The organism is Asticcacaulis sp. P2_B1 (genome assembly GCF_056404915.1).
Window position 1 is genome coordinate 162,507 of record NZ_JBFUDD010000005.1, and the last position, 26,663, is coordinate 189,169.

Here is a 26,663-nt window from a genome sequence, read left to right on the forward strand (position 1 = left end):
TGCCAATGTTCGACCCTTATCCGGAGACCTCCCCAAATGGCCAAGACCGAATCGAAAGCGCGTTCCAACGAGATAGACACCCATGTCGGTGTGCGCGTTCGCATGCGCCGCAAATTGCTTGGTTTGAGCCAGAGCGACCTGGGTGAAGCCTTGGGCCTGACCTTCCAGCAGATCCAGAAATACGAGCGCGGCACCAACCGCATCAGCGCCTCCAAACTCTATGAAACCGCGAGCGCCCTGAAGGTGCCGGTCGGCTTCTTTTTCGAAGGCTATGACGATGCCGATCCGGTCGCGGATTTCGTCGAATCGAAGTCGGAAAAAGCCGTGCAGGGCTTCCTGGCGACCAGCGACGGCATCGAATTGGCTGAGGCCTTTCCGCGCATCGGCAATCCGAAATTGCGCCGCAAGATGACCGACCTCGTGCGTACCCTGGCCGATCAGGACGCCTGATCAGAAGGCATACACGGCGGATAACCGGTAAGTGCGGCCGGAATCGACAATGTCAGAGATAGCCAGGCTGTGCTTGCCGACGTGTGACCAGTAGAAACTGCTCCCGAGCACATTGTCGGCGCTGGCCCGCAGGGTGATGCGCGGCGTGATTTTCCAGGCGCCCTCGAGATCGACATGGCCGGCCGGGCGAACCCATTGATCGTCCCATGTCGCCTTGAGATCGAGGACGTCGTAGGTTGTGAGATAGGCCGAGGTGTAGCGCCAGGTGATACCCGCCGACAGGGCCTGGCCGCGATAGGTGAGGCTGACACTCCCGACCAGGCCGGGGGCATTGGGCATGGGTTTGTCATGGCCAAGGTCGCTGCCGAGATCGACGTGTGTCCATTGGCGGGCGACCGCCATATTGGCCGTGACCTCGTCGCTCAAGCGCAGGCTGCCTTCCATTTCAAGGCCTGAGATGGTTCCCGCTCCGGCGTTTTGCGGGTAGACGTAACGCACATTGCCGGTCTTGGGCTGGGTCGGATTGGTTGGACCACCGCCGGCGTCATAGAGGAAATTCTTCAGCGACTTGGTGTAGGCGCCGATCATCACGCGGCGGCTTCCGGCGCTTTCCCAGGTCACGGACAGGTCGGCATTGACGGCCGTCACCGGCTTGAGATCCGGGTTGCCGCTCTCGATCGTCGTGACGCCCGCTACCGTGGTGGTTTTGGCGCTGCCGGCCAACTGCGTGAAGGCCGGACGGGCATAGGCGCGCCACAGGCCGAAGCGGACGACAGGGCCTTCTGATGTGCGCCAGGTGGCGAACAGGCTGGGCAGGCCTTCGCTGTAGCGGGTGGCGTTGTGCTGCCAAAAGCCGGTTTGCTCGATGCCGTCGGCGAGCGGCATGACCCAATAGGTGTTGCGGATCGCCGTCCATTCCTGACGCCAGCCGGGGACGATCTCGACAGGGCCGAGCGCGATATGGGCGGCGGCATAGGCGGCCGCGACGTTTTCATAGCCGGTCTGGCTGTTGCAATTATAGTTATTGGCGTAGATCGCCCCACAGGTATCGAAGCTGGCGGCCGTCTCAAAGCGATGAAAAATGTCGAGCAGGGCCTTGCCGTCGACGCGCGGCAGGCGCCAGTCGTAGAGGCCGGGCGCGGCCTGGGGATAGGTGCCGGTCGTCACGCCGAGCCGCGACCAGGTCAGGCCGGACGTCTGGGTCAGGTCGGCGAGGTAGCCGTTGCGCCAATCGCGCTCGCTGGTTTCGCGGTCGCTGGCGGTATAGCGCGCCCCAAGGTCGAGGCGGTGCAAGGCGCCGTTCCCGGCCGGCGTCCACACGGCATCGATGGCGGCGCCGTAACGCAGCAGGCCGGAGCTTTGCGCGGTTAACTGCCCGGCGCGCCGCGCCAGCAGGCGATCGCCGGCCTGATCGAGATCGGCACGGATATCCGGTGTCAGGACCGGCACCGGCCGCCCGAGGCGGTCGTAAGCGATCGCCGCCCCGCCGAGGGTGCGCATCATGTTGCCGGTATTGTAGCCGTCGTTCTGGTCGACGCGGATCGAGGCTTCGAGGTGGCGTGGCCGGGCGAAACGCGAATAGCTGGCAAAGGCCGAGGGCGACAGGGTCAGGGTTTCGCCGCGCCAGGTGAATCCGGTCTTGAAGTTGAGAAGGGAGATGGTCTCGGGATTGGTCTCGTACCAGACCCGTGTGGAAACGCGGTCGACACTCGCGCGATAAAGGCCGCTGCCGTCGGCACGCCAGGTCGTCTGGCCGGGAATGACCTCTTCCAGGGTCGAATTCTGTTCGGTGCGCGCCTGACCGGCCGCCAGGTGCAGGAAGGCGCTGACCAGGCCGGCCGGCCGCCAGTCGAGATTGACGACGGCGACGGCGCGATCGGTTGCGCCTTCGGACAGGCCGAAATTCAAGCCTGTCAGGGTCAGGTTGCTGTCGGGGCGGATGGTGGATGGATTGTCGCCTTGTGGCGAGGCGGCCAGTTGGAAAGCCCAGGTCTTGTCGTTCTGAGCCGCCATGATGCCGCCGATTTCGGAATTGGCGAAGGCGCGGTGGTCGGCAAACAGGTTGACATAGACGCCCAAGGCTTGACCCGCGCCGAAGCGGCGGGCCATTTCCAGGCTTGCGCCGCCGCCTGTGCCGTCGCCGCCGTAGTCGTGCGCCCGGCTGCCTTGGCTGCCGGAAACTTCCAGCCTGACGGCGCCGGAGGATGCGAAATCGAAGGCGGTCGGCGTCCGCCAGTCGATCGTGGCGCCCAGGACGTCGCCGGCCATGTCGGCCGAGGCGGATTTATAGACGGTGACGTTTTGCAGGCCTTGCGGCGGTAGCAGGCTCATCTGGACCGCGCGGGAATAGGGCATGCCCTGGGCGATGGCGACGCCGTCGAACAGGTTGAGCGAATATTCGGCGTCGAGGCCGCGCGAGGCCAGGTACAGGCTTTCGCCGCGCGAGGCGCCGTCGACCCCGCCGATGAAGGACCGGCCGGTGTTGAGCAGGGTCACGCCGCTGACCAGGCTGAGCGAATCGAGGGCATTGCCGGCGGGCCGCCGTAACAGAGTCTCGCGGTCGAGGCGCGACAAGGTGACAAAGGACTCCCCGGCCGGGGGGTCGTCGCCATAGGCGGCGCGGGTGAGGGAAGGGCGGCGGCCGAGGACGACGACCTCGATCGGCCGTATGGTGTCGCGTATGGCGACCGGAACCGTAGCCACGACCGGCGGCTCGGGCGCTGCCGGCAGGACGACAAAGGTATTGGGGGCGACCCGTCTGACGGTCAGGCCGGTTTGCCGCAGCGCCTGTTCGAAGGCCATAGGGGGCGCCAGCCGGCCATGGACGTTGTGGCTGAAGCGGCCGTCGACCTGATCGGACGAGAACAGCAATTGGGTGTGGCTTTGTTCGGCGAGCGTCCTGAGGGCGACGGACAGGTCTTGCCGCGGCACGTCGAACCACATGTCCGGGGCCCGGTCCTGGTCCTGGGCCTGGCACAGGTGCGGCACGGCCAGGCCGGCGACCAGGGCCAGCCCGGCCCCAAACCTGGACAAGGCTCGCCCTGGAAAGGGTTTCGTCCTTATTGCCATGCACGGGAAGTGCCGGCCAGATCGCCCCGATAGTGTCATAGAGGCCGCCAACCCTGTCCGCCGCAAAGGACGTGGTCAAAGCATGGAAATGTGACGTCTCTATATTTCCACGACTTTTTTTCTTCTATTTGCCTGTTTTTGCGGCGCAAATACCACGCGATTGCGTCATAGACTCTGGTGGGTAACGAAAGCGCGATGGATCGGTGAAGGATGGGCAGGTGAGACCTGGTGGCGACATGAAGTCCGGTGAGACGGCGGATAGGCCGTATACCGACGACGTGTGTCTGGTCGAAGCCGTCGTCGCCCGCTTCGATACCCGCCTGCGCCGCTACCTGGCCCGGATGATGAAGCCGGAGGACATCGAAGACGGCTTGCAGGAAATCTATGCCCGCCTGTCGCGCCTGGCGCGGATCATCCCGCCGCCCGACTTTAATGCGACCTATGTTTTCAAGACCGCCGACAGTGTCATGCGCGACCTGTACCGGCGGCAGAGGGTGCGGGGCGGCGGCGCTCATGCGGAGATCACCGAGGATCTTGCGGCGGAGCAGCCGTCCCCGTTCGACCACCTGCGATGGCGGCAGAACATGGACAAGTTGCGCGCGGCCATGGCGCAACTTCCCGCCGCCGAACGCCGGGTGTTGTTGCAGAACCGCGTCGAGGGCCTGGCGCTGGCGGAGATCGCCCGCAAGAACGGCACGCCCATGCGCACAGTACAAAGGCAATTGAGCCAGGCCCTGCTCACATGCCGGGAAACGCTTAAGGAATACGGATGGTTCGAGATATGACCCAGCGCCCCCCAAAACATGCAGATGCGACCCCAGACGGGGACGATAGCTTTGTCGCCGGCCTGAACGGCGACAGCAAGGTCATGAGCGCGGCCGAGGCCGAGATGGCCGAGGTGTGGGACGCCATCGGCCTGCTGAGCCTGGATGAGCAGCCCGCTGTTGTCGCCCGGCCGGTCCTGGCCGACAAGCGGCTGTGGCTGGCCATGGCCGCCTGTCTGGTGCTGGCTGTCACCGGGGGCTTGGTGTGGTCGCAACGGCCCGCGACCTACAGCACGCCGGTCGGCGGCCATGTGACGGTCGCGCTGGCCGACGGCAGCCATGTGACGCTCAATACGGCTTCGAAGATCCAGGTGTGGATGAATGGCCGCCGGCGCGAGGTGCGCCTGCAATCCGGCGAAGCCTATTTCGAGGTCGCTCATCGCGGCGATCGCGAGCCGTTTTTCGTCGCCGCCGGTCCCACCCGTATCCGCGTCACCGGTACGCGCTTCGCCGTCAATCTTCACCCGGATCGCCAGGTCGATATCGACCTGTTGGAAGGCCATGTCCGCGCCGGCACATCGGGCGACGCCAAGGTCGATGGCCGTGAAGCGGTCGACCTGACGGCCGGGAACGGCTTGCACATGGACGCTTCCGGCCACGTCACGGCACGAACGGCGGCGGCGCAATATGTCGAAGCCTGGTTGCAGCAGCGCGCCTATTTCGACAATACGCCTTTGTCCGACGCGGTTGCCGAAATGAACAGATACCGGGCCGATCCCCTGGTCATCGCCGATCCGGCCAAGGCCGGCGCGCGGGTGACGGGCGTCTTCGACACCGCTAATGCCGACGGTTTCGCCGAGGCCGTCAAGGCGTTGTACGGGGTGCAGGTGACCGGCGACGACGGGACGGGTCAGCAAAGTCACTGAGCGACCGTTCGTACACATAGCTTCAGGCCTCTACCCGGACGACGCCGCGCGCGATCGGACCTTGAGCCTCGCCTCCGTTTTGCATTGTGTCATGCCACCCGCGGTCAGCCATTTTCGGCGGCTGAACAGTTTCGCCGGCACCTGTCTCGACGATCGGGAAGCCGGTTTTTTTCTGTCAATAACCATATTCTATATTTGTGTATTTTGCAATTTTCATTTCAATTTTGCATCGACAGGCGACGCATCCTGAAGGGCAAGCCGGTCCTGCAAGAATGCGGCAAATTGATCGAAGGGACAGAGGGCCTGTCCCTTGTAATTGCAGGCCTTCATCCTGAGGACCTGGACGACCGGCGGCGCCTGCAAGGTCAAGGGCGTCAGGTTGCGGAGCTGGTCGAGAGTCTGGGCCTGATAAAAGACGCGAACGTACCTCTGCCCCGACCGCGTGTCGCGCAGGACCTCAAACCCCAGGGCGCCGCCGATGGGCGGATCGTCATAGCCATAGGTGTCGATGCGGAAGTGGACGCCCAGGAGGGAAGCGACCGCGGCGATACCGTCGTCGTGGCCGACCAGAAGGGTCAGGGCCGGGGCGTCGGGCGCCGTCACGGCGTCGAGGATACGATGGCCGATGGGGCCGCCGCTGCGTGGCGCCATATAGGGCGATCGCGTATGGACGTCGAAGAGCAGGGCATGCAGGCGTGAAACCTCGGTGAGGCGTTTGCGGGTGGCGCGGCCCCAGCCGACCTGGTCGAGCGGCAGGCCTTCGACATATTCCAGGATAAAGACCTCGGCCGTTCCGGAGGTTACAGGAACCCTGCCCTGGAGGTCTATGCCGGAGCCGTCCGCGTTGACCGTGACCGTGCCTGGCAAAGAGACCAGGTCGCAGGGGGCGGTCGCTCCGGCGTGGCGGCAGCCCAATATGTCTTCCAGGGTATGGATGGCCTTGCCGTAGGGCGCGACCAGGCGGGCCGTGCTGCCGTAGGTCGCGGTGAAAGACGCCACGGCCGCCGCCGGGTCATAGGGAACGGCCCTGGCCTGAAGCGGATCGAACAAAGGGTCGGACTGCCCGGGTGGCAAATGACCGACTGTCAGCGAGCAACCGGGCGCCAGGCCTTGCGCCAGGGCCTCACCGCTCTTGATGGTGCGTTCTTCCTTGTTGGTCCAGATATCGACCTGGCCGGGCGCCGGGCATGCCGTTGCGGGCAGCAGGCCGGCACCGGTGAGCCACAGGCGGTCATAGGCGCCGAGTAACGCCATGCCTGCCGATCCGTGGGTGGTCAGGTAGCTGGCGGGCGTCGACCAGACCGGCCAGGGTCGGTCGGCGAGATATTCGGCGGCTTCGCCGTCCAGCGGGGCGCGAATGCCGTGGCGATAGAACATAACCACGCGTTCCAGATGAAGGTGGTCTTTGGCCGGAATTTTGGCGAGGCATGCGCCGCCGGTGAGGGATATCCCGATCAGCAGGATGAAGCCAAGGTAACGCATAATCGTCATGGCGGGCGCCTTCCAAATGGAAAGAAGAGACCCGTGGCGAACCACGGATCTCCAGTTTAGGGTAGATTTCAGCTAGCGATCTACCGAGGGCATAGGCAGGCGTCAGAAATCGTATTTCAGGGTCACCAGGGTGGTGCGTCCCGTATCGACGATATCGCTGATGGCATAGGTCTCCTTGCCGACATGGGACCAGTAGGAATAGTCCTTCAGCAGGTTGGCGACCGACAGGTCGAGCTTGACGTGATCGTTGAATTTGTAGCCGGCGTGCAGGTCGACGCGGCGCGCGCCCTTGACCCAGACATCCTCACCGCCGATCAGGGCGTAGGTCGACAGGTAGCGGCCGGCATAGTTGACGTTTAGGTCGAGGCTGAGGCCGTATTTTTCGTAGAAGACCGAGGCATTGGCCATCCATTCCGGCGCATTCTGCATCGGCTTGGTCTGACCGCTGCCGTAATCGTGGCCCAGATCGACCCTGGTCCATTGCCGCGTGGCGTTCATGCTGGTGCCGAAACCGGACATCCACGACGGCAGGTCGCGGAACTTCTGCCGCAACTGCAGCTGGATGCCGTCGACCGTACCCTTGCCGCCATTGACCGGCATGGTCGTATAGACCTTGCCTTCGACCAGTTGGGCGCCGTTGAGGTAGTTGCTGCCATTGTCGAAAATATAGTTGGCCAGGTCCTTGTGGTAGGCGGCGATCATGGCGTGGCCGCCGGCCGAGGACGTCCATTCCGCCGAGGCGTCGACATTGACGGCGTCGATGGCCTTCAGGTTCGGATTGCCCAGGGTGATCACGGTGGTGCCGTCGGCCGAGACGGACTTGCGCGAGCCGCCCGCCAATTGCACGAACGGCGGCCGGGTATAGGAGGTCCAGACCGAGGCGCGGTAGATGGCGTTGCTGTCGGGACGATAGTTCAGGAACAGGCTGGGCAGGACCTTGCTGTAGGTCGTGCTGTTCTTGTCGAAATAGCCGACCTGTTCGGCGCCGTTTTCCTTCGGGATAACCCAATAGGTATTGTCGATCTTGGTGCCTTCGTAACGGATGCCGGGCAGGACTTCGAGCGCGCCGAACTTGTAGTCGGCTTCGACATAGGCAGCCGACACCGTTTCATTGCCTTTTTGCGTGTTGCAGTTCCAGTTATTGTCATAAAGGCTGGCGCAGGTGTCGAAGCTGGCATCGGTCTTGTATTTGTAGAACAGCGAGGTCAGGATGCCTTCGTTGACCTTGGGCAAGCGCCAGTTATAGACGCCCGGGAAGACCGAGTCGTAATAGTCCGTCGCCAGGCCGAGGGACGCCCAGGTGGCGCCGCCGACGCCCATCGAGTTGGCGATATAGCCGTTGGTCCAGTCGCGATTGGTGACCCGGCGGTGGCTGGTTGTATATTTGAAGCCGGTCTTGATATATTGCAGGGCGCCGCCGTTGTCGGCGTCGTATTGGGCGTCAAGTTTCACGCCGCCCTTTTCCTGGCCGGAATAGCCTTCGGTGCGCTGGCCAGAACGGCGGGCGAGGACCGCGGTATTGGCGTTGTTCAGGTCGTCGAAAATGACCGAGGTCATCTGCGGGATCGGGAAGCCGTCATGGTCGTAACCCATGGACAGGCCGCCCAGAGGCCGGGTCGAGCCGTGGTTATAATTGTCGCTTTGATTGATGCGCGCCGAGGCTTCGATATGGTTGGGCCGGTCGTTATTGCCGACGCTGTAATAGATACTGGGCGAGAAGGTCCAGGCGCCGGCCGTCTTGGCGCCGCCGAAGGTCAGGGTCGCCAGATCGGCCTTTTCCGGATTGGTTTCGTACCAGACGCGCGTCGAAATCTGATCGACGCTGAGGGCGTAACGGTCGGTGCCGGCGATCTGGTTGTGGCTTTTGCCGGAGCTGACATATTCCGACAGTGTGGAGTTCTGCGTCGTGTCGGCCTTGGCGTAGGAGGCGCGCAGATAGAGGCTTAAAGACTCGTCGACATTCCAGTCGAGCGAGACATTGCCGCCCCAGCGCTCGGTCGAGCCGGTCGAGGCGCCGACATCGATGCCGGTTTGGGTCATGTTGGCCAGTTTGTCGACGCCGGGATAGCTGGCGCCTGAGCTGTTGGTGACGAGATAGTCCCAGCCGCCGTCATTCTGGGCTGCCGTGACGCCCTGCATGGCCGAATTGGCGTAGTTGCGGACGTCGTAGAAGGCGCTGACATAGACGCCGAATTGTCCGTCCGTGCCGAATTTGCGGGCATATTCGCCGGCGATGCCGCCGCCCTGGCCATCGAGGCCATAGTCGCGGGCACGGCTTTCGAGGCGACCGGAAAGCGAGATGCTGGCGTGGGAGGCGCCGGTGAAATTGAAGGCTGTCGGCGTGCGGAAGTCGACCGTGCCGCCGATGGCGTCGCCGTCCATATCGGCCGTGGAGGTCAGGTTGACGACGATGGTTTGCAGGCCCGACGGCGGCAGCAGGTGGAGCTGGACGCCGCGTGAATAGGGCATGCCCTGGGCGACGGTGACGCCGTTGATCATGTTGACATTGTATTCGCTGTTCATGCCGCGCAGGGACACGAACATGCCTTCGCCGCGCGACGCGCCGTCGGCGCCACCGAAATAGGAGGAGCCAGTCTGCATGACATTGACGCCGGGCAGGGTGCCCAGGGCTTCGGCGACATTGTGGACGGCGGTGTGGTCGAGATCTTCCTTGGACAGGGCGGTGATCGTATTGGTCGCCTTCATCTGGGCGGTGATCGCCTTGTCGCGGTTGGCGTAGATGACGACCACGGTCGACTTGTCGCCGCCTTCGTTGACTTCGGAGCTTGGGGCGGTGTCTTGTGCGGTGTCTTGGGCTTGGGCGTGAACGGCCATGCCGTAGCCGCCGATCAGCATCGCCGAGCCCAGAAGGGCCAGTTTGAATCTTGATGTCATAGTGCGTGTATTCCCCTTTTATATGGCCAAATGTGTTTTTTGACTGCGGGACACCCGATGAGGGTCCCATGAGTCAAAGACGCAAGGGCGGCGGGAACGCGCCAAGATTCATAAATAATTCATACTGGCCGGTCGGTGGATACCGGGTGGATCAAGGCCGGTTAAGGCTTAGCGGGTCCGTAGCGGCGCCAGGTGTTGCGGCCAGCCTGTTTCGCCGCATAGAGCGCCAGGTCGGCCGATTTGTAGAGGCTGTCCTGAGTATCGCCGTCCTCAGGGAAGATGGCGACGCCAATGCTCGGGCTGGTCTTGATTTCGTCCGACTTGAATTTGACGGCGGGCACGAAGCTGGCGACGATGCGTTCGCAGACGATATCGATGCTGGCCGGGTCGTGGGCCTCGACGAGGAGGATGGCGAATTCGTCGCCGCCCAGCCTGGCCACGGAGTCGCTGTCGCGCAGCACACTGCGCAGCAGATTGGCCGTCTCGATCAGCAGGGCGTCGCCGGCATCGTGGCCGAGCGTATCGTTGATCTGCTTGAAGCGGTCGAGATCGATCAGGAGCAGGGCGAAGCCGCGCTTTTCGCGCCGCGCCAGGGCCAGCAGTTTGCGGAAATCGTCGGTGAACATGCGGCGATTGGGCAGGCCGGTCAGGACGTCGAAATAGGCCATTTGTTCGAGCTGAAGCTGGCTCCGGACCAGTTCGGAGGTCCTTTGTTCGATCAGGGATTCGAGTTCGTGCTGGCGTCGGCGCAACAGGACGGTGCGGCCCTGGACGATGGCGAAGACGATGCCGAGGCCGGCGAGGGCGAGGAGCACTTTGAACCAGATCGTTTCGTGCCATACCGGCAGCACGCGGACGGCGAGGCTGAGTTCGTGCGAACTCCAGACGCCGTTGCGGTTGGAGCCACGCAGGTGCAGGACGTAGTCGCCGGCCGGCAGGTTGGTATAGGTGGCGGCCCGGTGGGCGGGATCGGCCTTGACCCAGTCCTTGTCGAAACCGTCGAGACGGTAGCTGTAGAGATTGCGTTCGGGCGCCGAATAGTCGAGGGCCGAAAATTCGACCGACAGGCTGTCGCCGGGCGGTACGGTCAGGGGCTCTCCGCCTTGGCTGCCGTTGAAGCGATTGGCCGGGATCGTCGCGCCGCCGACGCGAATATCCGTAATCACCACCGGCGGGTCATAGGTCCATTTGGTCAACTGGTTCGGCCGAACCACGGTCAGGCCACCGGAGCCGCCGAAGAGGATCTCCCCCTGGGGCGTCAGGGCGCCCGAGCCGACCCAAAAGTTATTGATCGCCAGGCCTTCGGCGCGGCCAACGGTTTGAATGGCGAAGGTGCCGGGATCGATCACGGCCAGGCCGTTGTCGGTGCTGGCCCAGATGCGGCCGGCGGGATCGGCGACCAGCTTGTCGACATTCATGTTCGGCAGGCCTTCATCGAGACCGAGACGGTGAAACTGCGGCCGGCCCTTGGCGTCCCGCCCGGTGAGGATATTGACCCCGCCGCCTGAACTGCCGACCCATAGCCGCCCGCGGCCGTCGATGAGGAGCGAGGCGATATAGCCGCCGGCCAGGCCGGTTGGATTTTCCGGTTCCGGCAGGATGGTCTCGGTCTTGCCGGAGACGGTATCCAGGCGGTTCAGGCCGTTTTCCGTGCCGATCCACAGGTATTTGTCGGGCGCCAGAGCCAATGTCCTGACGCGTTTGTCAGTCAGGGGAGCGATCGGAGCGGTGGATGGGGCGAGGGTGTAGGGATTAAAAGACCAAAGGCCGTCCTTGCCGCCCACCCACAACCGGTCTCCGTCGAGGAGCAGGGTCACGAGATGGCTGTCCGGGTCGTGGCCGAGGACATGGAGCCTGGTAAGACTGCCGCCGGCCCGGTCGGAACGGTACAGGCCCTGAGCGGTGGCGATGAAGACATTGCCATGAGAGTCTGGTGCAAAATCCCAGATATATTTCTGCGGCAGGGCGGTTTCGGGCCGCGCCGGGTCGGGGCGCAAATGGCCCGTGCGTACGCCCTGCGGATCGATGATGTCGAGGCCGGTGCGGGTGAGGCCAAGCCACACCGGGCCGTCCGGCATGGAATGAACCCCGAGAATACCGTCTTCAGACAGGCCATCCGGGCGGCTGGATTCCTCGAAAAGCGTCGACAGGGCCGATTGTTCGGGGGCATAGCGGCTGAGGCCGCGCCCGCTGCCGATCCACAGGATCCCCGAACGGTCGCGCAGGAGTGCCCAGACATCCTCATCCGGAAGGCTGCCCGGCAAGGTGGCGTCGTGCAGAATGCGATGGGTATGCAAGCTTGCGGTATCGATGACCACAATGCCCTGGCTGTAGGTGCCCAGCCAGATTTCGCCCGGGTGAACTTCGGCGATGGTATTGATGCCTTCGGTTTGCAGGATGCGGTTGTCCGCACGAGTTTCCTTGATGGGCTGGATAGCCCCGGTCCTCGGGTCGATCAGATAGGCGCCGTGGCGGATGGTGGCGACCCAGATTCTGCCGCTGCTGTCTTCGAACAGGGAGCGGATGGACGGGACGTCGCCATGAAGAGTCGGCAATGTTATCGCTTTGAAATCGCCGCTCGCGGCATTGCGACGGACCAGACCCTTGGCGGTGCCGACCCAGAGATTGCCCGACCGGTCGCGCATGACGGCGCCGATCTGGTTGTCGGGCAAGGCCGCGCCACCGGGGAGTTCGCGGCGGAGCTGGGTGATTTTTCCGCTTTTGCCGTCCAGGTGATCGAGCCCGTCTTCCGTGCCGATCCACAGGCCGCCGGCGCCATCGTCGGCCAGGCCGGCCACGGTCACATGGCTCAGGCCTCCCGGCCCGGCGGCATAGGTGACGAAGCGATCCTGGTCGGCATCGTAGCGCGCCAAGCCGCCAGTGCCTGTGCCGATCCACAGCGTGCCGGCCTTGTCGGTGAACAGGATGTGGATATCGTTGTCGGGCAAGCTGCCCGGGCGTTTCGCATCCGGTTTGTAGACGCGGAAGCGGTAGCCGTCCCAACGGGCTATGCCGTCCTGGGAACCTATCCAGATAAAGCCTTTGCCGTCCTGGGCGATCGTGGTCGGGGCGGAACTGTTGGGCAGGTCGTTGTCGCGCGCCACATGTTGAAAGGCGACGTCGGCGAGGCGGCTCCACCGATCGGCGTCATCCGCCCGTGCGGCCGTCGTGGAAAGGCAAATGAAGAGGCTGAGAAGGGCCGCGCGCACAATTTGGCCAGGGGGCAAGCGCAGGGTCTTCGAAGGTAAGTTTGGCCTCATTCAATGAACCCGGAAACACGTTCTACGCTTACAAAATCACGACCAGGTTACAACCAAGTCGCTAATATTTTGCACGTAATCAGTGTTAAGACGGGTTTACCCTGTTAAGGGCAGGGGGCGTTCAGGGCAGTTCGTCGTTATCGCAGCTGGCGTCGCCATGAAGCTGGCTGACCCAGACAGGCTGGATATAGCGGCCGCCGTTGTAAAAGCCGGGCGCGCAGCCTTCGGGGACGTCGGCGGTGCTGCCGTCGCCGCTGGTGGCGAAGGACAGGCCGACCGAAGTCGAGGTGCCGCCGCGCCGGCCATAGCCACCGTAATCGCCATAGCCGTAACCATGGTGGCCGTAGCCATAATGACCATAGCCGCCATAACCGCCGTAAAAGCGATTATTGCCGTAGTCGGTCTGACTGACGGCCACGCCCACGGTGGCATTGTCGCCGACGGGAATCAGGGCGGTGGCATAGACGCTGCTATAGCCGCCGGTGCCGATACTGGCGCCCATCGAGCCGTGAATCTTGCGCTTGCCGTTAGCGTCGTCGCCGGGCTGCATGGCGTAGTCGGAGCTTGGGTCCGAGTCACTGTGGCCGACGGACGGTGTGCCGGCCAGCCAGGCGAGGACCTGGGCCTGGGTGTTGACGGGTTTGGCGGCATCGGCCCGGGCCTTGGCGTCCGCCTTGGCCTTGGCCAGTTCCGCTTCCGTCGGCAGGCGTGTCGCGGCGGAATTGCTGACCACGACTTCATCGCCGTCCGCCGCATACGCCATGGGCGCCGCCACGGCTAGCGAGCCGGCCATCAAGGCGAGAAAAATACGAGACATAACCATGGGCACACCCTCCGACCGCGTCACATTGGACCCGGTCTGTAGCCGAATTATGGCCTGATTATAGCGCCGGTGCAAGGTCGCGACTCCGGCCTTGGCGCGGCCTGTTTCCATCGCCTGCCGCAAAGGTCCGGCACGGCAGCAAAACCGGCGGTTCGACCCGACAGAGCCATTCAGCTTACCCTTTAAAGACGGGCACGCTGCCGGGCGCGTTGGGGTCACTGGTGAGGCGGCTGCGCAGTTCGGCGATCCTGGCCTCGCCCTCGATGAGGGCTTCGGTGCTGGTGTGTACCGAATAGTAGCCGGTGACCAGGTCATGCGGATGGGGTACAGCCGAGGCGAGGACGAAAATCGTGTCTTCGCCCGGTGCGCCTTCCAGCTCGATGGTCCCGGTGCCGCGTTCGAAAATCGCCATTTCACCTGCCTCTACAGGATGAGCGCCGACGAGCCCGCCGTGGCTGACGGCCAGCCAGCCGACCTCATGGCCTTCGGGCGGAACATAGGACCAGCGTTGGCCGGCTTTCAGTGTCACCAGCAGATAGTTGACGCCGTCCGGGGCGCGGACCGGGCTGTGAACACCGTCATAGGCGCCGACGATCAGCCGAGCGGGGCCAACGGTCGGCATGTCCGCGGCCTCGATATACTGGCTGTCAACGGGGCCGTTTTCGAGCGCGGCCGGCAGGGCGATCCACAATTGGAAGCCTTTTACGTGCGATGATGTACCGGCCGACAGCTCCTTGCCGTGCCAGACACCGCCGCCGGCGCGCATCCATTCGACGCCGCCATAGCCGAGATAGCCCTGGCCCGACTGGGGATCATCGAAGCGGAAATTTCCTTCGGTGATGACCGTGATGGTAGCGATGCCGGAATGCGGATGCAGCGGCATGCTGCCGGCGAATTCGGCTGGTGCCGAGAACAGGTCGAGGAAGACGAAGGGCTTGAGCAGCTTGCCGAGGTCGCCGGGACTCATCAGGCGGACGATCCCGCCATGGCCGCGTCCGAAGGATTTGTGGACGATCTGGCGAGGTGCGACGATAGGGGTTTGAGCATTCATGATAACCTCCTGGGTTCCTCAGCAATATAGGGAGGAAGCGCCGGCCTGACAGTCCGTAAAAGGTTGAAGTCCGTCTTCAGGAAATTAGAAAAGCCGCATGGTCAGCAGCTGGGCCGGCGGCGCAAACCTCGCGGACACAGGCGCGCAGCCAGCGGTGGGCCGGGTCGGCGTCCATGCGCGGGTGCCAGAGCAGGGAGACGACGATCTCGGGCAAGGCGACGGGCAGGGGGAAGCTGTGCAGGCCGGTGCGCAAGGCGGTGGTATGGCGTTCAGGGACGCTGGCGATCAGGTCGGAGGCGCGGGCGAGCGCCACGGCGGTGGCGAAGCCGCTGACGATGGTGGCGATGTCTCTGTGCAGGCCGAGCGGCGCCAGGGCGTCGTCGATCGGGCCGTGGTCGAGCCCGCGGCGGGAGACGATGATGTGGCGGCCGGTCGCATAACGGGCGGGCGTGACATCGCCTTGGCTTAAGCTGTGGCCGGCGCGGACGACGCCGATATGGCGGTCGCGGAACAGGAACTGGGTGCGAATTTCGGGGCCGGTGGTGTCGTCGACGACGCCGGTTTCCAGGTCGACGCTGGCTTCGCGGAGGGCGGTGCTGTCCTTGTCGGGCTTCTGGACGAAGCGCAGGCGAACACTGGGGGCGTCCCGTGCGACGCGGGCCATCAGGTCGGGACCAAAGCTTTCGGCGAAGCCCTCACTGGTGCGCAGGGTGAAGGTGCGGACCAACTGGCCGAGGTCGAGTGTCTCGGCGGGGCGAAGGAGGGCTTGCGCCGCCTGGACCAGCGGGCCGGTTTGTTGGCGCAGTTCGATGGCGCGGGGTGTGGGCACAAGTCCGCGGCCGGCGCGGACCAGGAGAGGATCGCCGGTGGCCTCACGCAAACGGGCCAGGGTGCGGCTCATGGCTGACGGACTGAGGTGCAGGCGTTTGGCGGCGCGCGCCACGCTGCCTTCGGCCAGCAGGACGTCCAGGGTGACTAGCAGGTTGAGGTCGGGCGGTGGCATGCGCCCTCTTAGCACAGATGAGGCGTTTGGTGCAGGTAATTTGTGCAATCCGTGCGTCTTCCGCCATATCGGCCAAAGGGTTAGGGTTGGTGTGAGACGTGATAAGGAGATCCGATGACCGATGCTGTAAAACCGATAGCGGCGCGATGGGCGCTGGCGGGCCTGTCGCTTTCCATACTGATGCCGTCGCTCGACACCAGTATCGCCAATGCCGGCTTGCCCGCTCTGGCGGAGGCGTTCGGCGCTACGTTTCAGGCGGTGCAGTGGATCGTGCTGGCCTATCTCCTCGCCATCACAGCCCTGATCGTCAGTGTCGGGAGGCTGGGCGACATCGTGGGGCGGAGACGGCTGCTCCTGGGCGGCATCGCTGTGTTCAACCTGGCCTCGCTGGTGTGCGGTGCAGCGCCGGCCCTGTGGCTGTTGATCGCGGCGCGGGCGGCGCAGGGGCTGGGGGCGGCCGTCATGATGGCGCTCACCATGGCCGTGGTCGGCGAGATCGTGCCGAAAGGCAAGACCGGCAGCGCCATGGGCCTGCTGGGGACGATGTCGGCCATCGGCACGACGCTCGGGCCGTCCCTGGGCGGTTTGTTGATCGCCGGATCGGGTTGGCGGATGATCTTCCTGGTCAATGTGCCGATCGGGATTTTGAACCTGTACCTGGCGTGGCGCTATCTGCCGGCCGACCGCAAGTCAACGGATCGCGCGGGGTTCGATGGGATGGGTACGCTGTTGCTGGCCCTGACCCTGGCGGCCTATGCCCTGGCCATGACGATGGGGCGCGGTCATTTCGGCGCGCTCAATGGCGCCCTGATGGTGATGGCCGTTATCGGCGCCGGCCTGTTCGTGCGTGTTCAGGTGACGGCCGTGTCGCCCCTGGTCCAATGGACGATGTTTCGCACGCCGGGCTTGGGTGCCGGTTTGGCCATGAGCACGGTGGTGGCGACGGTCATCATGGCGACCCTGGTGGTCGGGCCCTTCTATCTGTCGCAGGCGCTTGGGCTGCCGGCGATCGTGGTCGGGTTCGTCCTGTCGGTGGGGCCTCTGGTCGCCGCCCTGACCGGTTGGCCGGCCGGGCGACTTGTCGACCGTTTCGGCGCGGGGCGTATGACTGTGATCGGGCTCGGCGGTATGGCGACGGGCGCGGTTGTGCTGGCCGTGATGCCGGCGGCGTTCGGTATGGCGGGCTATGTCGCACCGATTGCCGTCATGACCGCCGGTTACGCCTTGTTCCAGGCGGCCAATAATACGGCCATGATGACGAGTATCGGTCCGGATCATCGCGGGGTCATGTCGGGGATACTCAGCCTGTCGCGCAATCTCGGGCTCATCACCGGAGCGTCGTTTATGGGGGCGGTGTTCGCCATGGCCTCGGCGGCGAGCGATGTCGCGACGGCGCGACCCGAGGCCGTCACCGCGGGCATGCACGCGACCTTTGCCGTTGCCGCGGTCTTGATCGCCGGCGCGCTGGCGGTGGCGACTGGGCGGCAGGCCATGTCGGCAAAACCAATATGTGAAAACTGACCCATTGCCCGATACGACGCCTTGACGAGCGGAGGTGAGTCGCCTCATGTTCGGTGGCGAAATACCGAAGTCGGGACGGATGGGGATGGCGCTGGGCCTGGACAAGATTGAGGCTTTGGCGCCGGACCAGTCGTCGTTGGATGCGGCGAAGAAACTGCTCAAGGCCAATGGCTGGCCGACCCTCGCCGAAGATCAGGCTGGGCTGATCTGGGGCGAATGCCAGGGCTCGGGCGCCACGCCTTACCGAGTAGTGGTGGCCGAGGCCGATGCCGGTTACAAATGCTCGTGCCCCAGCCGCAAATTTCCCTGCAAGCATGCTCTGGCCCTGATGTGGATGCGCGCCGACGGCAAGGCGACATTTACCCCGGCGCCCGCGCCCGACTGGGTCAATGACTGGCTGAGCCGTCGGCGCGGTCCAGGTGTTGCCGCGCCGGTCGATGCCGCCAAACCGAAGGCGTCGCTAGCGGCCGTCAGCGACGAAGCCGAGGCGGCGCCGGATCCGAAGGCCGAGGCGCGGGCAGCGGCGGCCCGCGAACGCAACCGCTCAGACCGCGAAGCCGCGATTGCCGCCGGTTTGGACGACCTCGACACCTGGCTGTCCGACCAGGTCGACAAGGGGCTGGCCAGCTTCGCCAATAGCGCCGGGACCGCATGCCGGTTGATGGCCCAGCGGTTGGTCGACGCCAAGGCTTCGGGCCTGGCGACGCGGGTCGATGCGTTGCCGTCGCGGTTGTTCGCCTTGCCCGACATGGCGCGGCCGCAGGCGGCGGTCGAGGAATTGGGTGTGCTGCATCTGCTAGCGGAAGCCTATCGCCGCCAGGATAGTCTCACGGCGGACCTGCGCAGCGATGTGCGCCAGATGGTCGGCTGGTCGCTGACGCGGGAAGGGCTGCTGGCAGATGAGGCCGTGGAGCGTGTGACCGGAAGCTGGCGCGTGATAGCGACGGTGAGCGAAGTCCAGCCCGACCGGCTGCGCCGGCTCGAAACCTGGCTGTTCGGGGCTGGACAGTTAGGGTCTGGGCAGTTCGCCGTCTTGATCGACTATGTGCCGGTGGCGACGGGCGCGGCGTCGAGCGGCTATAGCGTTGGCGACCGCTTCGAGGCGGAACTGGCGTTTTATCCGTCGCCGTCGCCATTGCGAGCGCTGATCGTGCGGCAATTGAGCGGCGCGGTGGCCGATGGCGCTGTGTTGGATGTGGCGGCCGGGGACCTGAGCACGGCCTATGGCGTTTATGAACGGGCTTTGGCGGCACGGCCGTGGCTGGGCGTGTGGCCGCTGAGTTTTTCTGCGGCGCGCGTACGACGGCACGGCGAGACGCTTTACCTGTGCGACGGCGACCTGGCCCTGCCTCTGGTGGCGGAGCTGGCGACCGTGGCCCTGCCGTTGCTGCAGGTTGCGCCGTTCGGCGGTGTCGGGCTGTGGGACGGACGGGCGTTGAACCTGTGCTGGGCGGACACGGTCCTGGGGCGGTGGGCAGCATGATGCACGATCTGAAAAGCCGCGTTCTGCCGGCGCTGTTGTCGGGTACCGCGCGGCATCCGCTGGCCGGTGACGCCTTGGCGAGCTTGAGTCTGACCGGCCAGGCTCTGCGTTTCGAACGCCCGGTGGCGCCGCCGGCCTTTGCCGTCGAGCCGGTGATCAGAGATGAGCGCGTCATCGTGCCGGACCGTTTGCGGCGGCCATTGCAGCGTTTGTTGGCCGCCAAGCCGGGTATGGTCACGGGCCTGTTTCCCGCCGCGATCGCGCGGGCGATGCATGCCGGCCGGTGGCGGCCGCATCCGTTCGATCTGCCGAAACTGGACAGCCTGATCCGCAGTCATGGCGCATGGCTGGGTGCCGAGGCGATGGCGTTTGCGCAAAGGGATGCCGCGCCGGACCAGCAGGCCGGCTATTTCGAGCCCGACGCCATCGATGAAGCCAACTGGAGCCGGGCGCTGCCCGCCCAGCGGCAGGGCTTTATCGAGGCCGTTCGCCGCCGCGACGCAGCCGCCGGCAGGGCGTTGGTCGAAGCGGTATGGAGCGGAGAGAACGCCGATGTTCGCGTGCGCCTTTTGACGGCTTTGCGCGAAGGGTTGAGCGGGGAAGATACGGTGTTTTTGCAAGGCCTGGCCAAGGATCGCGCGCCGCGCGTGCGCGAACTGGCGCAAAGGCTGCTGGCGCGGCTGCCGGGTGCCGGGGGCGACGATCCGGCTCTGCACGCGGTGATGGAGCGCATCAAGAAGGGGCAGACGGGGCTGTTGAAAAAGCGGGCCACCCTGGCACTGGAATTGCCGGCGACGGTCGCTGCCCATGGCGCGCCGGTGTGGGTCAATGAGGCGTTCGGCGATATCGGTCTGGATGAATTGGCGGCGGCACTGGGTCTGACGATCGCGGACATGATCCGGGCGGCGGAAAAGGACGACAATCTGCTGCTGGCCTTCGTCATCATGGCCAGCCATGACAAGCGTTTCGATATGCTCGATATCGTGGTCGGACTATACTTGCCCGACGCCTGGGAGGTGCTGGCGCGGTCGAATTTCAGCGACGTCGGCACCCTGACGGCGGACGAGCGCGCCCGGTGGGCACAGATTCTGGTGCGGCCGCAAACCTGGGTCAAGGACGTGCCGCTGTGGGGCTTGGTTAAGCTCTATCAGTTACTGGACGGGCCGGCGCCGGCGGCCCTGATGCGCGATATCCTCAATTGCCGGCCGTGGCGGGCGCTTCTGACCGATCCGGACAAGCTGACCGGCGATATGGTCGACGTGCTGGCGGTCCTGTGCTCGACGGAGGCACGCGGGATCTTGCGCGCCCAACTGGCGGCGCTGGACGCGCCCAAGACGGCCAATGCCCTGTTATTTCTCGATATTGTCGATGCCTTGGAGGTCCCAAATGTCTAACTCGCAAATTCGCCACAGCGCCGAGGCGCTCTTTGCCGGTGAGCTGGCGGCCCTCAGCAAGGACGACGGCCTGGCGCGGCCGCACAATTGGCGCATGTCGCCCCAGGCGGTGGTGACCTACATATTGGGCGGCAAGGCCAAGGACGGCACGTCGATTTCGGCCAAATATGTCGGCAATCGCCGGCTGATCGAAACGGCGGTGGCGACGCTGGCGACCGACCGCGCCCTGTTGCTGCTGGGCCTGCCCGGCACGGCCAAGTCGTGGGTGTCCGAGCACCTGGCCGCCGCCATTTCCGGCTCGTCGCAGCGGCTGATCCAATGCACCGCCGGCACCGATGAAAACCAGGTCCGCTATGGCTGGAATTACGCCCTGCTCCTGGCCAAGGGGCCGTCGCGCGAGGCCCTGGTCAAGACGCCGCTGGTCCGCGCCATGGAGGAGGGGACCCTCCTGCGGCTGGAAGAACTCACGCGCATGGGATCGGACGTGCAGGATACGCTGATCACCGTGCTGTCGGAAAAGACCCTGCCGGTGCCGGAACTGGACATGGCGATCGAGGCGCAACGCGGTTTCAATATCATCGCCACGGCCAATAATCGCGACAAGGGTGTCAACGACCTGTCGTCGGCCCTGAAGCGCCGCTTCAATGTCGTCGTCCTGCCGTCGCCGGCGACGCTGGAGGAAGAAACCGGCATCGTCGTCAAGCGCGTCCAGGAAATCGGCGGCAACCTCAGCCTGCCGCCGATCAAGCCGGCCGACAAGGAACTGGCGCGCATCGTTACCCTGTTCCGCGAACTGCGCGACGGCAAGACACTGAACGGCAAGATCAAGCTGAAGACGTCGAGCGGGTCTTTGTCGACCGCCGAGGCGATTTCGGTCGGAGTCAGTGCCTGGGCCGAGGCGGCGCATTTCGGCAACGGCACGATCGACGCCCACAGCCTGGCGACCAATATCGTCGGCGCCGTCGTCAAGGACCCGGTCCAGGATACGGTGGCTTTGCAGGAATATCTCGAAAACGTCGTGCGCACGCGCGATGGCTGGAGCGATCTTTACAGCGCCATCCGCGAGGTCATCTAAGGTGGAGGCACGGGTCCATCTCTTCGGCATCCGCCACCACGGACCGGGATCGGCGGCGCTCCTCAGGGACGCGCTCGATGCCCTGGGTCCGGCATGCGTGCTGATCGAGGGACCGCCCGAGGCCGACGATCTGATCGCCTATGCCGGTTTGAGCGGCATGAAACCACCAGTCGCCCTGTTGTGCTATGCGCCTGACAATGCCCACGACGCTTTCTTCTCGCCGTTCGCCGAGTTCTCGCCGGAATGGCAGGCGATCCAGTGGGCTCTGGGCCGTCAACGTCCGGTGCGTTTTATCGACTGGCCGGCGGCGGTGTCCCTGGCCGACCGGTTCGCGCCGGCTGAGGGCGAAGACGCGGCGCCTGTCCAGCGCGCCGATCCGCTCGAACTGCTGGCCGAGGCCGCCGGTTTCGGCGATGGCGAGGCGTTCTGGAACACCCTGGTCGAACATCACGGCGGCACCCAGTCGGCATTGCAGGTATTTGCCGCCATCGAGCACGCCATGACCGAGGCACGGGCCGTGCAATACGACATGGAGGGCATGAGCGAGGGCGAAAAACTGCGCGAGGCGCGGCGCGAAGCCTTTATGCGCCTTGCCATCCGCCAGGCCTTGAAGGAGACCGAAGGTGATATCGCCGTCGTGGTCGGGGCGTGGCACGTCAGCGCGCTAAGTGTCAAGGTCAGCGCAGCAGACGACAAGGCCGTGGTCAAGGATCTGCCGCGGATGAAGGTCGAGACGACCTGGGTGCCATGGACCGACAGCCGGCTGAGCCGCGCATCGGGGTATGGGGCCGGCGTCATTTCGCCGGGCTGGTACCGCCACCTGTGGTCGTTGTATTCGGAAGGGGGCGAGCGGAATGTTGAGACCTTCGCCGCCATGTGGCAGGCGAAGACGGCCGCGATCCTGCGCGCCGAAGGCTTCGGCGTTTCAACTGCCTCGGCTATCGAAGGCGCACGGCTGGCCCTGGGTCTGAGCGCTCTGCGCGGTTTGAGTGTGCCGGGCCTCAGCGAGATGCGCGACGCCTCGCTGTCGGCCTTGTGTTACGGCAATGAGGTGGCGCTGGGCCTGATCGAGAGCAAGCTGTTTATCGGCGAGCGCGTCGGCGAGATCGATGAGACGGTGCCGCAAATGCCGTTGGCGCGCGATCTGGTGCTGTGGCAGAAAAAGACTCGTCTCAAGCCCGAGGACATCCAGACCGAGGTCCGCCTCGATCTGCGCAGCGAGGCCGGGTTGCTGAAGTCGACCCTGCTGCATCGCCTGATCCTGATCGGCGTGCCGTGGGGACGGCTGATCGATGCCGAGGCCGGGCGCGGCACTTTCCGCGAAATCTGGCTGCTGCACTGGACGCCCGGCCTGTCGGTGTCCTTGGCCGAGGCCTTGGTTTACGGTGTCACGATCGAACAGGCCGCAGCCAACATGGCCGTCGATCATGCCGGCAAGACGACGTCAATTTCCGAACTGGCCGGCCTGATCCGCCAGACCCTGGTTGCCGACCTGGAAGAGGCCGCCACCTTGTGCATCGCGCGTTTGCAGGCGGCGGCGGTGCAGACCAGCGATATCACCGACCTGATGCAGGCGGTGACGCCTTTGGTACAGATACTGCGTTACGGCACGGCGCGCAAATTGCCGGAAGAGGCATTGCGCGCCCTGGTTACCGCCCTGTGCGTCGAGATCAATGCCGGTGTCCGTACCGGCTCGCATCAGTTGGATGACGAGGCCACGGCGGCGCGGCTGAATGCCACGCGTGCCTATGACGAGGCGGTTGGGCTTGTCGGCGGTGGCGAGCTGGTGGAGGAATGGCGCCGGCAACTGGCCCTGATGGTCGACGACGATCAGGTGGTGCAGGCGATTGCCGGTCTGTCCTTGCGGCGCTTGCACGATGCCCGTTCATGGCAGGCGGACGCCGTGGCGGCGGCGTTTTCGCGCCATATCGCGGGCCAGCCGCCGGCCAGGGCGGGAGCTTTTCTCGAGGCCTTTTTGGGCGGCGCTTCCGAGGTTATCCTGCAGGACAGGCCTTTGCTGGACCTGATCGATGCCTGGCTGAGCGAGCTGTCGGAAGACGATTTTATCGACAGCTTGCCGATCCTGCGGCGGAGTTTTTCCGGTTTCGACTCCACATCGAAGCGGCGGTTGCTGAGCCTGATCATCCAGGGGCGCCAGGCCACGGGCACGGCGGCGCCTGTGTTGGGTGGCGACAATCCGGCGTTTGAGCGCGCCTTGCCATTGTTGCGGCAGATTTTGGGGATGGCCGATGGATGAGGATGTGGAACGCCGCCGGCGCTGGAAGCTGGCGCTCGGTGACGACGATCAGGGCGAACTCAGCGCTCGCGACCAGCGGCTCGACCGGGCATTGACGGCGCTTTACGGCGAGCAGCCCAAGGGACGCGGCGGTTTGGGGGCTTCGTCGCCCAAGGTGTCGCGGTGGCTCGGCGATATTCGCGAATTCTTTCCGGCGCCGGTGGTTCAGGTGATCCAGAAGGACGCCTTCGAGCGTCTCAATCTGAAAGCGCTGATGCTGGAACCGGAGTTCCTGGCGACGCTCGAGGCCGATGTCCACCTGGTTGCCGACCTGATGAGCCTGCGCGGCGCCATTCCGGAAAAGAGCAAGGAAACCGCGCGCATGGTGGTGCGCAAGGTCGTCGACGAGTTGCTGAAACGGTTGGAGCACAAGACGGTGGAGACCCTGCGCGGGGCGCTCAACCGCTCGCAACGGACACGGCGGCCGCGCCACAGCGATATCGACTGGGCGCGGACGATCGGCGCCAATCTGCGCCATTACCAGGCCGAGTTCAAAACCATCGTGCCGGAAACCCTGATCGGCTATGCGCGCAAGAGCAAGACGCGCGCCGATCTCGACCATGTCATGCTGTGCGTCGATCAGTCGGGCTCGATGGCGTCGTCGGTGGTCTACGCTTCGATCTTCGGCGCGGTGATGGCGTCGCTGCCCGTACTGTCGACGCAACTGATTTGTTTCGATACGGCGGTCATTGACCTCACCGAACAACTGGCCGATCCCGTCGAGGTCCTGTTCGGCATACAGTTGGGCGGCGGCACCGATATCAATTCGGCGCTAGCCTATTGTGAGGGCAGGATCGAATATCCCGCCAAGACGCACCTGCTGCTGATCAGCGACCTGTACGAAGGCGGCAACGCCAAATCCATGCTGGCGCGCGTAGCGGCGATCAAGCAGTCGGGCGTCAATGTCATCGTATTGCTGGCCCTGTCGGATGACGGCAGGCCGGGTTACGATTCCAACCATGCCGGACTGATCGCCGCCATGGACTGCCCGGTGTTCGCCTGCACGCCGGACCAGTTCCCCGACCTGATGGCGACGGCCTTGACCCGGCAGGATATCCAGCAATGGGCAGCCGCCAACGATATCGCCACCATCCGTGGTGTTACATAGGTTTGAAGCGGTCCTGGAAGGCGGCGCTGATCGGAACGGTTTCAGCCGTGCCGTGCAGCAGAATTTTCAGGCGGCCGTCTTCGTCGCGCTTGATCGAGCGGATAGCCGAGACGCGGACGATGGCGCTTCGGTGGACCTGCCAGAAGAGTTCGGGATCGAGCTGGCCAATGAGGTCCTTGAGCGGGGTGCGGATGTGGGCCGAGCCGGAGGCCGTCAGGACGCAGGTATATTTGTCCTCGGAACGGAAGGACAGGACGTCGTCGACCGCGATCATGCGGATCGAGTCGCCGGCGCTCGCCGAGATCCAGCTCATGCGGCGTTGGTCGGGCGTGGTCAGGCGGGCTTGCAGGGCCGTTAAAAGCGCGGAGGCGTCGGCGGGGTGGCCCTGGGTCAGGCGTTTGCGCAGGCGTGCCAGGGTGGTTTCCAGGCGGTCGCGGCGCACCGGCTTGAGCAGATAGTCGACGGCGCCGTTTTCAAAGGCCAACAGGGCGAATTCTTCATAGGCGGTGATCAGCACGACATGGGCGCCGGCGGCGGCGCGGGCGACTTCCAGGCCGCTGACACCCGGCATGCGGATGTCGAGAAAGGCGATATCGGGGTGCAGGTCGTGGATGGCTTCCATGGCAGCGAGGCCGTCGGCGCATTCGGCAACGATGTCGAGTTCCGGCCACAGGATGGCCAGCAGGCCACGCAGTTCCTGGCGCTGGACGGTTTCGTCTTCGGCGATGAGGGCGCGGGGGCGGGTCATGCCGCGGCCATGACGATGACGGCGCGGGTGCCGCCTTCGGCGCGGCTGGTTATGTCGAGGGCGGCCGTGTCGCCGAAACGGTTGCGCAACTGGGCGCGGACATTGGCGAGGCCGAGGCCATGGCTTGGCCCTGGCGACAGGCCAGCGCCATCGTCTTCGACAGCGACTTCCAGGCGGTTGTTGTCATCCAGGCGGGCGCGGATGGCGATGGTGCCGGGGCCGGGCTTGGGCTCGATGCCGTGCTTGACGGCGTTTTCGACCAGCGAAATCAGGATGAGCGGCGGAAAGGCGTGGGCGCGGACGGCATCGTCGGCGTCGATGACAACGCTTAGGCGTCCGTCCATGCGGATATTCATCAGGTCAAGATAGCGGGCGCAGATATCGATCTGTTTGCCGAGCGTTGCGTCTTCAAGCGTCGAGTCGCGCATGGCGGGCAGGGTGGAGCGCAGATAGTCGGCCATGGCGTCGATGGTGGCGGCCGCGCGCGCGGGATCGGTCGGGATGAGCGAGCGGACCGAGGCCAGGGTGTTGAACAGGAAGTGGGGCTCGACCTGGGCCTGGAGGACGGCCAGGCGCATGTCGGCAGCGTCGCGGGCGGTGCGCAGGGTCTCCAACTCGCGGCGCGCGGCATGGGCGGCAAGGCGGCGGCGCTCGGTGAAATAGTGCACGGCCGAAAAGCCGCCGGCGACGAAGATGATAACGAGCGTGCCGCCGTCGAGGCTGAGGCGCATCAGGTTGGAGATGGCGAGGAACAGCCACGGCACGGGCGGATGCATGGCTTGGTCGTTGAAGCGCATCATCAGCGCCGAATGATAGCGACCGACCCAGTCGTCTGCGGCCAGGGCGACGGCGATACCCACCACGATGGCCACGACCACCAGGATGCGCTCAGTGATGACGGGCAGGCCGAGATAGCGCACGCCCGTCGCCAGCAATGGGCCGGTGCTGACCATGACGAGGCCGGCCAGGCTGCCGCGCAAGGTGAGGGGGAGCCAGTCTCCCCAGGCATTCATGCCGGCGGCGTGCCAGGTGCCGTACATCATGCCGTAGATCAGCCCGATTGGCCAGAAGACGCGACCGCGGCGCAACCACCACGACCAGCTGAAGGTGGGGAAGGCGTCGTGGCCGGGCCAGTGGCCCCCGCCGGCGATCGCGGCGTCCTGCGGCAAGGGCTGATCGAGTGTGCGTCGGTCGGTCTGAGTCATAGGTCATCATAGCCGTTTAATGGCGGCATTTCACCCCCGTCCATCGGCGCGAAAGCTGGCTTCATCCGCGAAAGGGCGGGTTTCGTCGCATGGCGTCTTTG

18 protein-coding genes are annotated in these 26,663 nt (G+C 64.9%); 9 read left to right on the forward strand and 9 right to left on the reverse strand.

Features of this window, described 5'->3' with window-relative positions; all coding sequences use genetic code 11:
* Nucleotides 1–36 precede the first annotated feature (36 nt).
* Nucleotides 37–450 carry a helix-turn-helix domain-containing protein gene (locus AC1DX3_RS14065; RefSeq protein ID WP_476989939.1) on the forward strand — a complete coding sequence of 138 codons (414 nt, stop codon included), beginning with the start codon at nucleotides 37–39 and terminating at the stop codon, nucleotides 448–450.
* On the opposite strand, the gene AC1DX3_RS14070 is transcribed toward AC1DX3_RS14065, so the two are convergent.
* Entirely contained in the window at nucleotides 451–3,483 is a 3,033-nt protein-coding gene (locus AC1DX3_RS14070; protein WP_476989940.1) for a TonB-dependent receptor, read from the reverse strand. It abuts the gene before it with no gap.
* 254 nt (nucleotides 3,484–3,737) lie between these two features.
* Here AC1DX3_RS14070 and AC1DX3_RS14075 point away from each other — a divergent pair, with 254 nt between their 5' ends.
* Together AC1DX3_RS14075 and AC1DX3_RS14080 are read left to right on the forward strand one after the other, a co-directional pair.
* Nucleotides 3,738–4,304 carry an RNA polymerase sigma factor gene (locus AC1DX3_RS14075; protein WP_476989941.1) on the forward strand — a complete coding sequence of 189 codons (567 nt, stop codon included), beginning with the start codon at nucleotides 3,738–3,740 and terminating at the stop codon, nucleotides 4,302–4,304.
* Nucleotides 4,301–5,209 carry a FecR family protein gene (locus AC1DX3_RS14080; protein ID WP_476989942.1) on the forward strand — a complete coding sequence of 303 codons (909 nt, stop codon included), beginning with the start codon at nucleotides 4,301–4,303 and terminating at the stop codon, nucleotides 5,207–5,209. The genes AC1DX3_RS14075 and AC1DX3_RS14080 overlap by 4 nt, the downstream gene beginning before the upstream one ends.
* Nucleotides 5,210–5,422: 213 nt before the next feature.
* Here the strand turns inward: AC1DX3_RS14080 and AC1DX3_RS14085 are convergent, their stop codons facing one another.
* The 6 genes from AC1DX3_RS14085 to AC1DX3_RS14110 form a co-directional block, all read right to left on the reverse strand.
* A complete protein-coding gene (locus AC1DX3_RS14085; RefSeq protein ID WP_476989943.1) occupies nucleotides 5,423–6,700 on the reverse strand; it encodes a histidine-type phosphatase in 1,278 nt (425 codons plus the stop codon).
* Nucleotides 6,701–6,802: 102 nt separating this feature from the next.
* Nucleotides 6,803–9,595: a TonB-dependent receptor gene (locus AC1DX3_RS14090; protein ID WP_476989944.1), complete on the reverse strand. Its 2,793-nt coding sequence runs from the start codon at nucleotides 9,593–9,595 to the stop codon at nucleotides 6,803–6,805.
* Between the two features lie 161 nt (nucleotides 9,596–9,756).
* Nucleotides 9,757–12,822 (reverse strand): ligand-binding sensor domain-containing protein, encoded by a 3,066-nt coding sequence (locus AC1DX3_RS14095; RefSeq protein ID WP_476989945.1) that lies wholly within the window; start codon nucleotides 12,820–12,822, stop codon nucleotides 9,757–9,759.
* Nucleotides 12,823–12,976: 154 nt separating this feature from the next.
* The gene (locus AC1DX3_RS14100) at nucleotides 12,977–13,678 is read right to left on the reverse strand and encodes a hypothetical protein (RefSeq protein WP_476989946.1); all 702 of its coding nucleotides are present in this window, start codon (nucleotides 13,676–13,678) and stop codon (nucleotides 12,977–12,979) included.
* A 175-nt stretch (nucleotides 13,679–13,853) separates the two neighbouring features.
* On the reverse strand, nucleotides 13,854–14,729 hold the full coding sequence (locus AC1DX3_RS14105; RefSeq protein WP_476989947.1) for a pirin family protein: 876 nt from the start codon (nucleotides 14,727–14,729) through the stop codon (nucleotides 13,854–13,856).
* 76 nt (nucleotides 14,730–14,805) lie between these two features.
* Complete coding sequence (locus AC1DX3_RS14110) at nucleotides 14,806–15,732, reverse strand: LysR family transcriptional regulator (RefSeq protein WP_476989948.1); 927 nt, start codon at nucleotides 15,730–15,732, stop codon at nucleotides 14,806–14,808.
* A gap of 114 nt (nucleotides 15,733–15,846) precedes the next feature.
* Between AC1DX3_RS14110 and AC1DX3_RS14115 the strand changes: the two genes are divergently transcribed.
* The 6 genes from AC1DX3_RS14115 to AC1DX3_RS14140 are packed head-to-tail and all read left to right on the forward strand — an operon-like array spanning nucleotide 15,847 to nucleotide 24,609.
* The gene (locus AC1DX3_RS14115) at nucleotides 15,847–17,253 is read left to right on the forward strand and encodes an MFS transporter (RefSeq protein WP_476989949.1); all 1,407 of its coding nucleotides are present in this window, start codon (nucleotides 15,847–15,849) and stop codon (nucleotides 17,251–17,253) included.
* 46 nt (nucleotides 17,254–17,299) lie between these two features.
* Nucleotides 17,300–18,736, forward strand: coding sequence for an SWIM zinc finger family protein (locus AC1DX3_RS14120; RefSeq protein WP_476989950.1), 1,437 nt, complete (start codon nucleotides 17,300–17,302; stop codon nucleotides 18,734–18,736).
* Nucleotides 18,733–20,130 (forward strand): DUF5691 domain-containing protein, encoded by a 1,398-nt coding sequence (locus AC1DX3_RS14125; protein WP_476989951.1) that lies wholly within the window; start codon nucleotides 18,733–18,735, stop codon nucleotides 20,128–20,130. The genes AC1DX3_RS14120 and AC1DX3_RS14125 overlap by 4 nt, the downstream gene beginning before the upstream one ends.
* Nucleotides 20,123–21,205 carry an ATP-binding protein gene (locus AC1DX3_RS14130; RefSeq protein ID WP_476989952.1) on the forward strand — a complete coding sequence of 361 codons (1,083 nt, stop codon included), beginning with the start codon at nucleotides 20,123–20,125 and terminating at the stop codon, nucleotides 21,203–21,205. The genes AC1DX3_RS14125 and AC1DX3_RS14130 overlap by 8 nt, the downstream gene beginning before the upstream one ends.
* Nucleotide 21,206: 1 nt before the next feature.
* A complete protein-coding gene (locus tag AC1DX3_RS14135) occupies nucleotides 21,207–23,462 on the forward strand; it encodes a DUF5682 family protein (RefSeq protein ID WP_476989953.1) in 2,256 nt (751 codons plus the stop codon).
* Complete coding sequence (locus AC1DX3_RS14140; protein WP_476989954.1) at nucleotides 23,455–24,609, forward strand: VWA domain-containing protein; 1,155 nt, start codon at nucleotides 23,455–23,457, stop codon at nucleotides 24,607–24,609. Before AC1DX3_RS14135 ends, AC1DX3_RS14140 begins: the two co-directional genes overlap by 8 nt.
* Here AC1DX3_RS14140 and AC1DX3_RS14145 read toward each other — a convergent pair.
* Together AC1DX3_RS14145 and AC1DX3_RS14150 are read right to left on the reverse strand one after the other, a co-directional pair.
* Entirely contained in the window at nucleotides 24,602–25,357 is a 756-nt protein-coding gene (locus AC1DX3_RS14145; RefSeq protein WP_476989955.1) for a LytR/AlgR family response regulator transcription factor, read from the reverse strand. The genes AC1DX3_RS14140 and AC1DX3_RS14145 overlap by 8 nt on opposite strands.
* Nucleotides 25,354–26,562 (reverse strand): sensor histidine kinase, encoded by a 1,209-nt coding sequence (locus tag AC1DX3_RS14150; RefSeq protein WP_476989956.1) that lies wholly within the window; start codon nucleotides 26,560–26,562, stop codon nucleotides 25,354–25,356. Before AC1DX3_RS14150 ends, AC1DX3_RS14145 begins: the two co-directional genes overlap by 4 nt.
* Nucleotides 26,563–26,663: the final 101 nt, after the last annotated feature.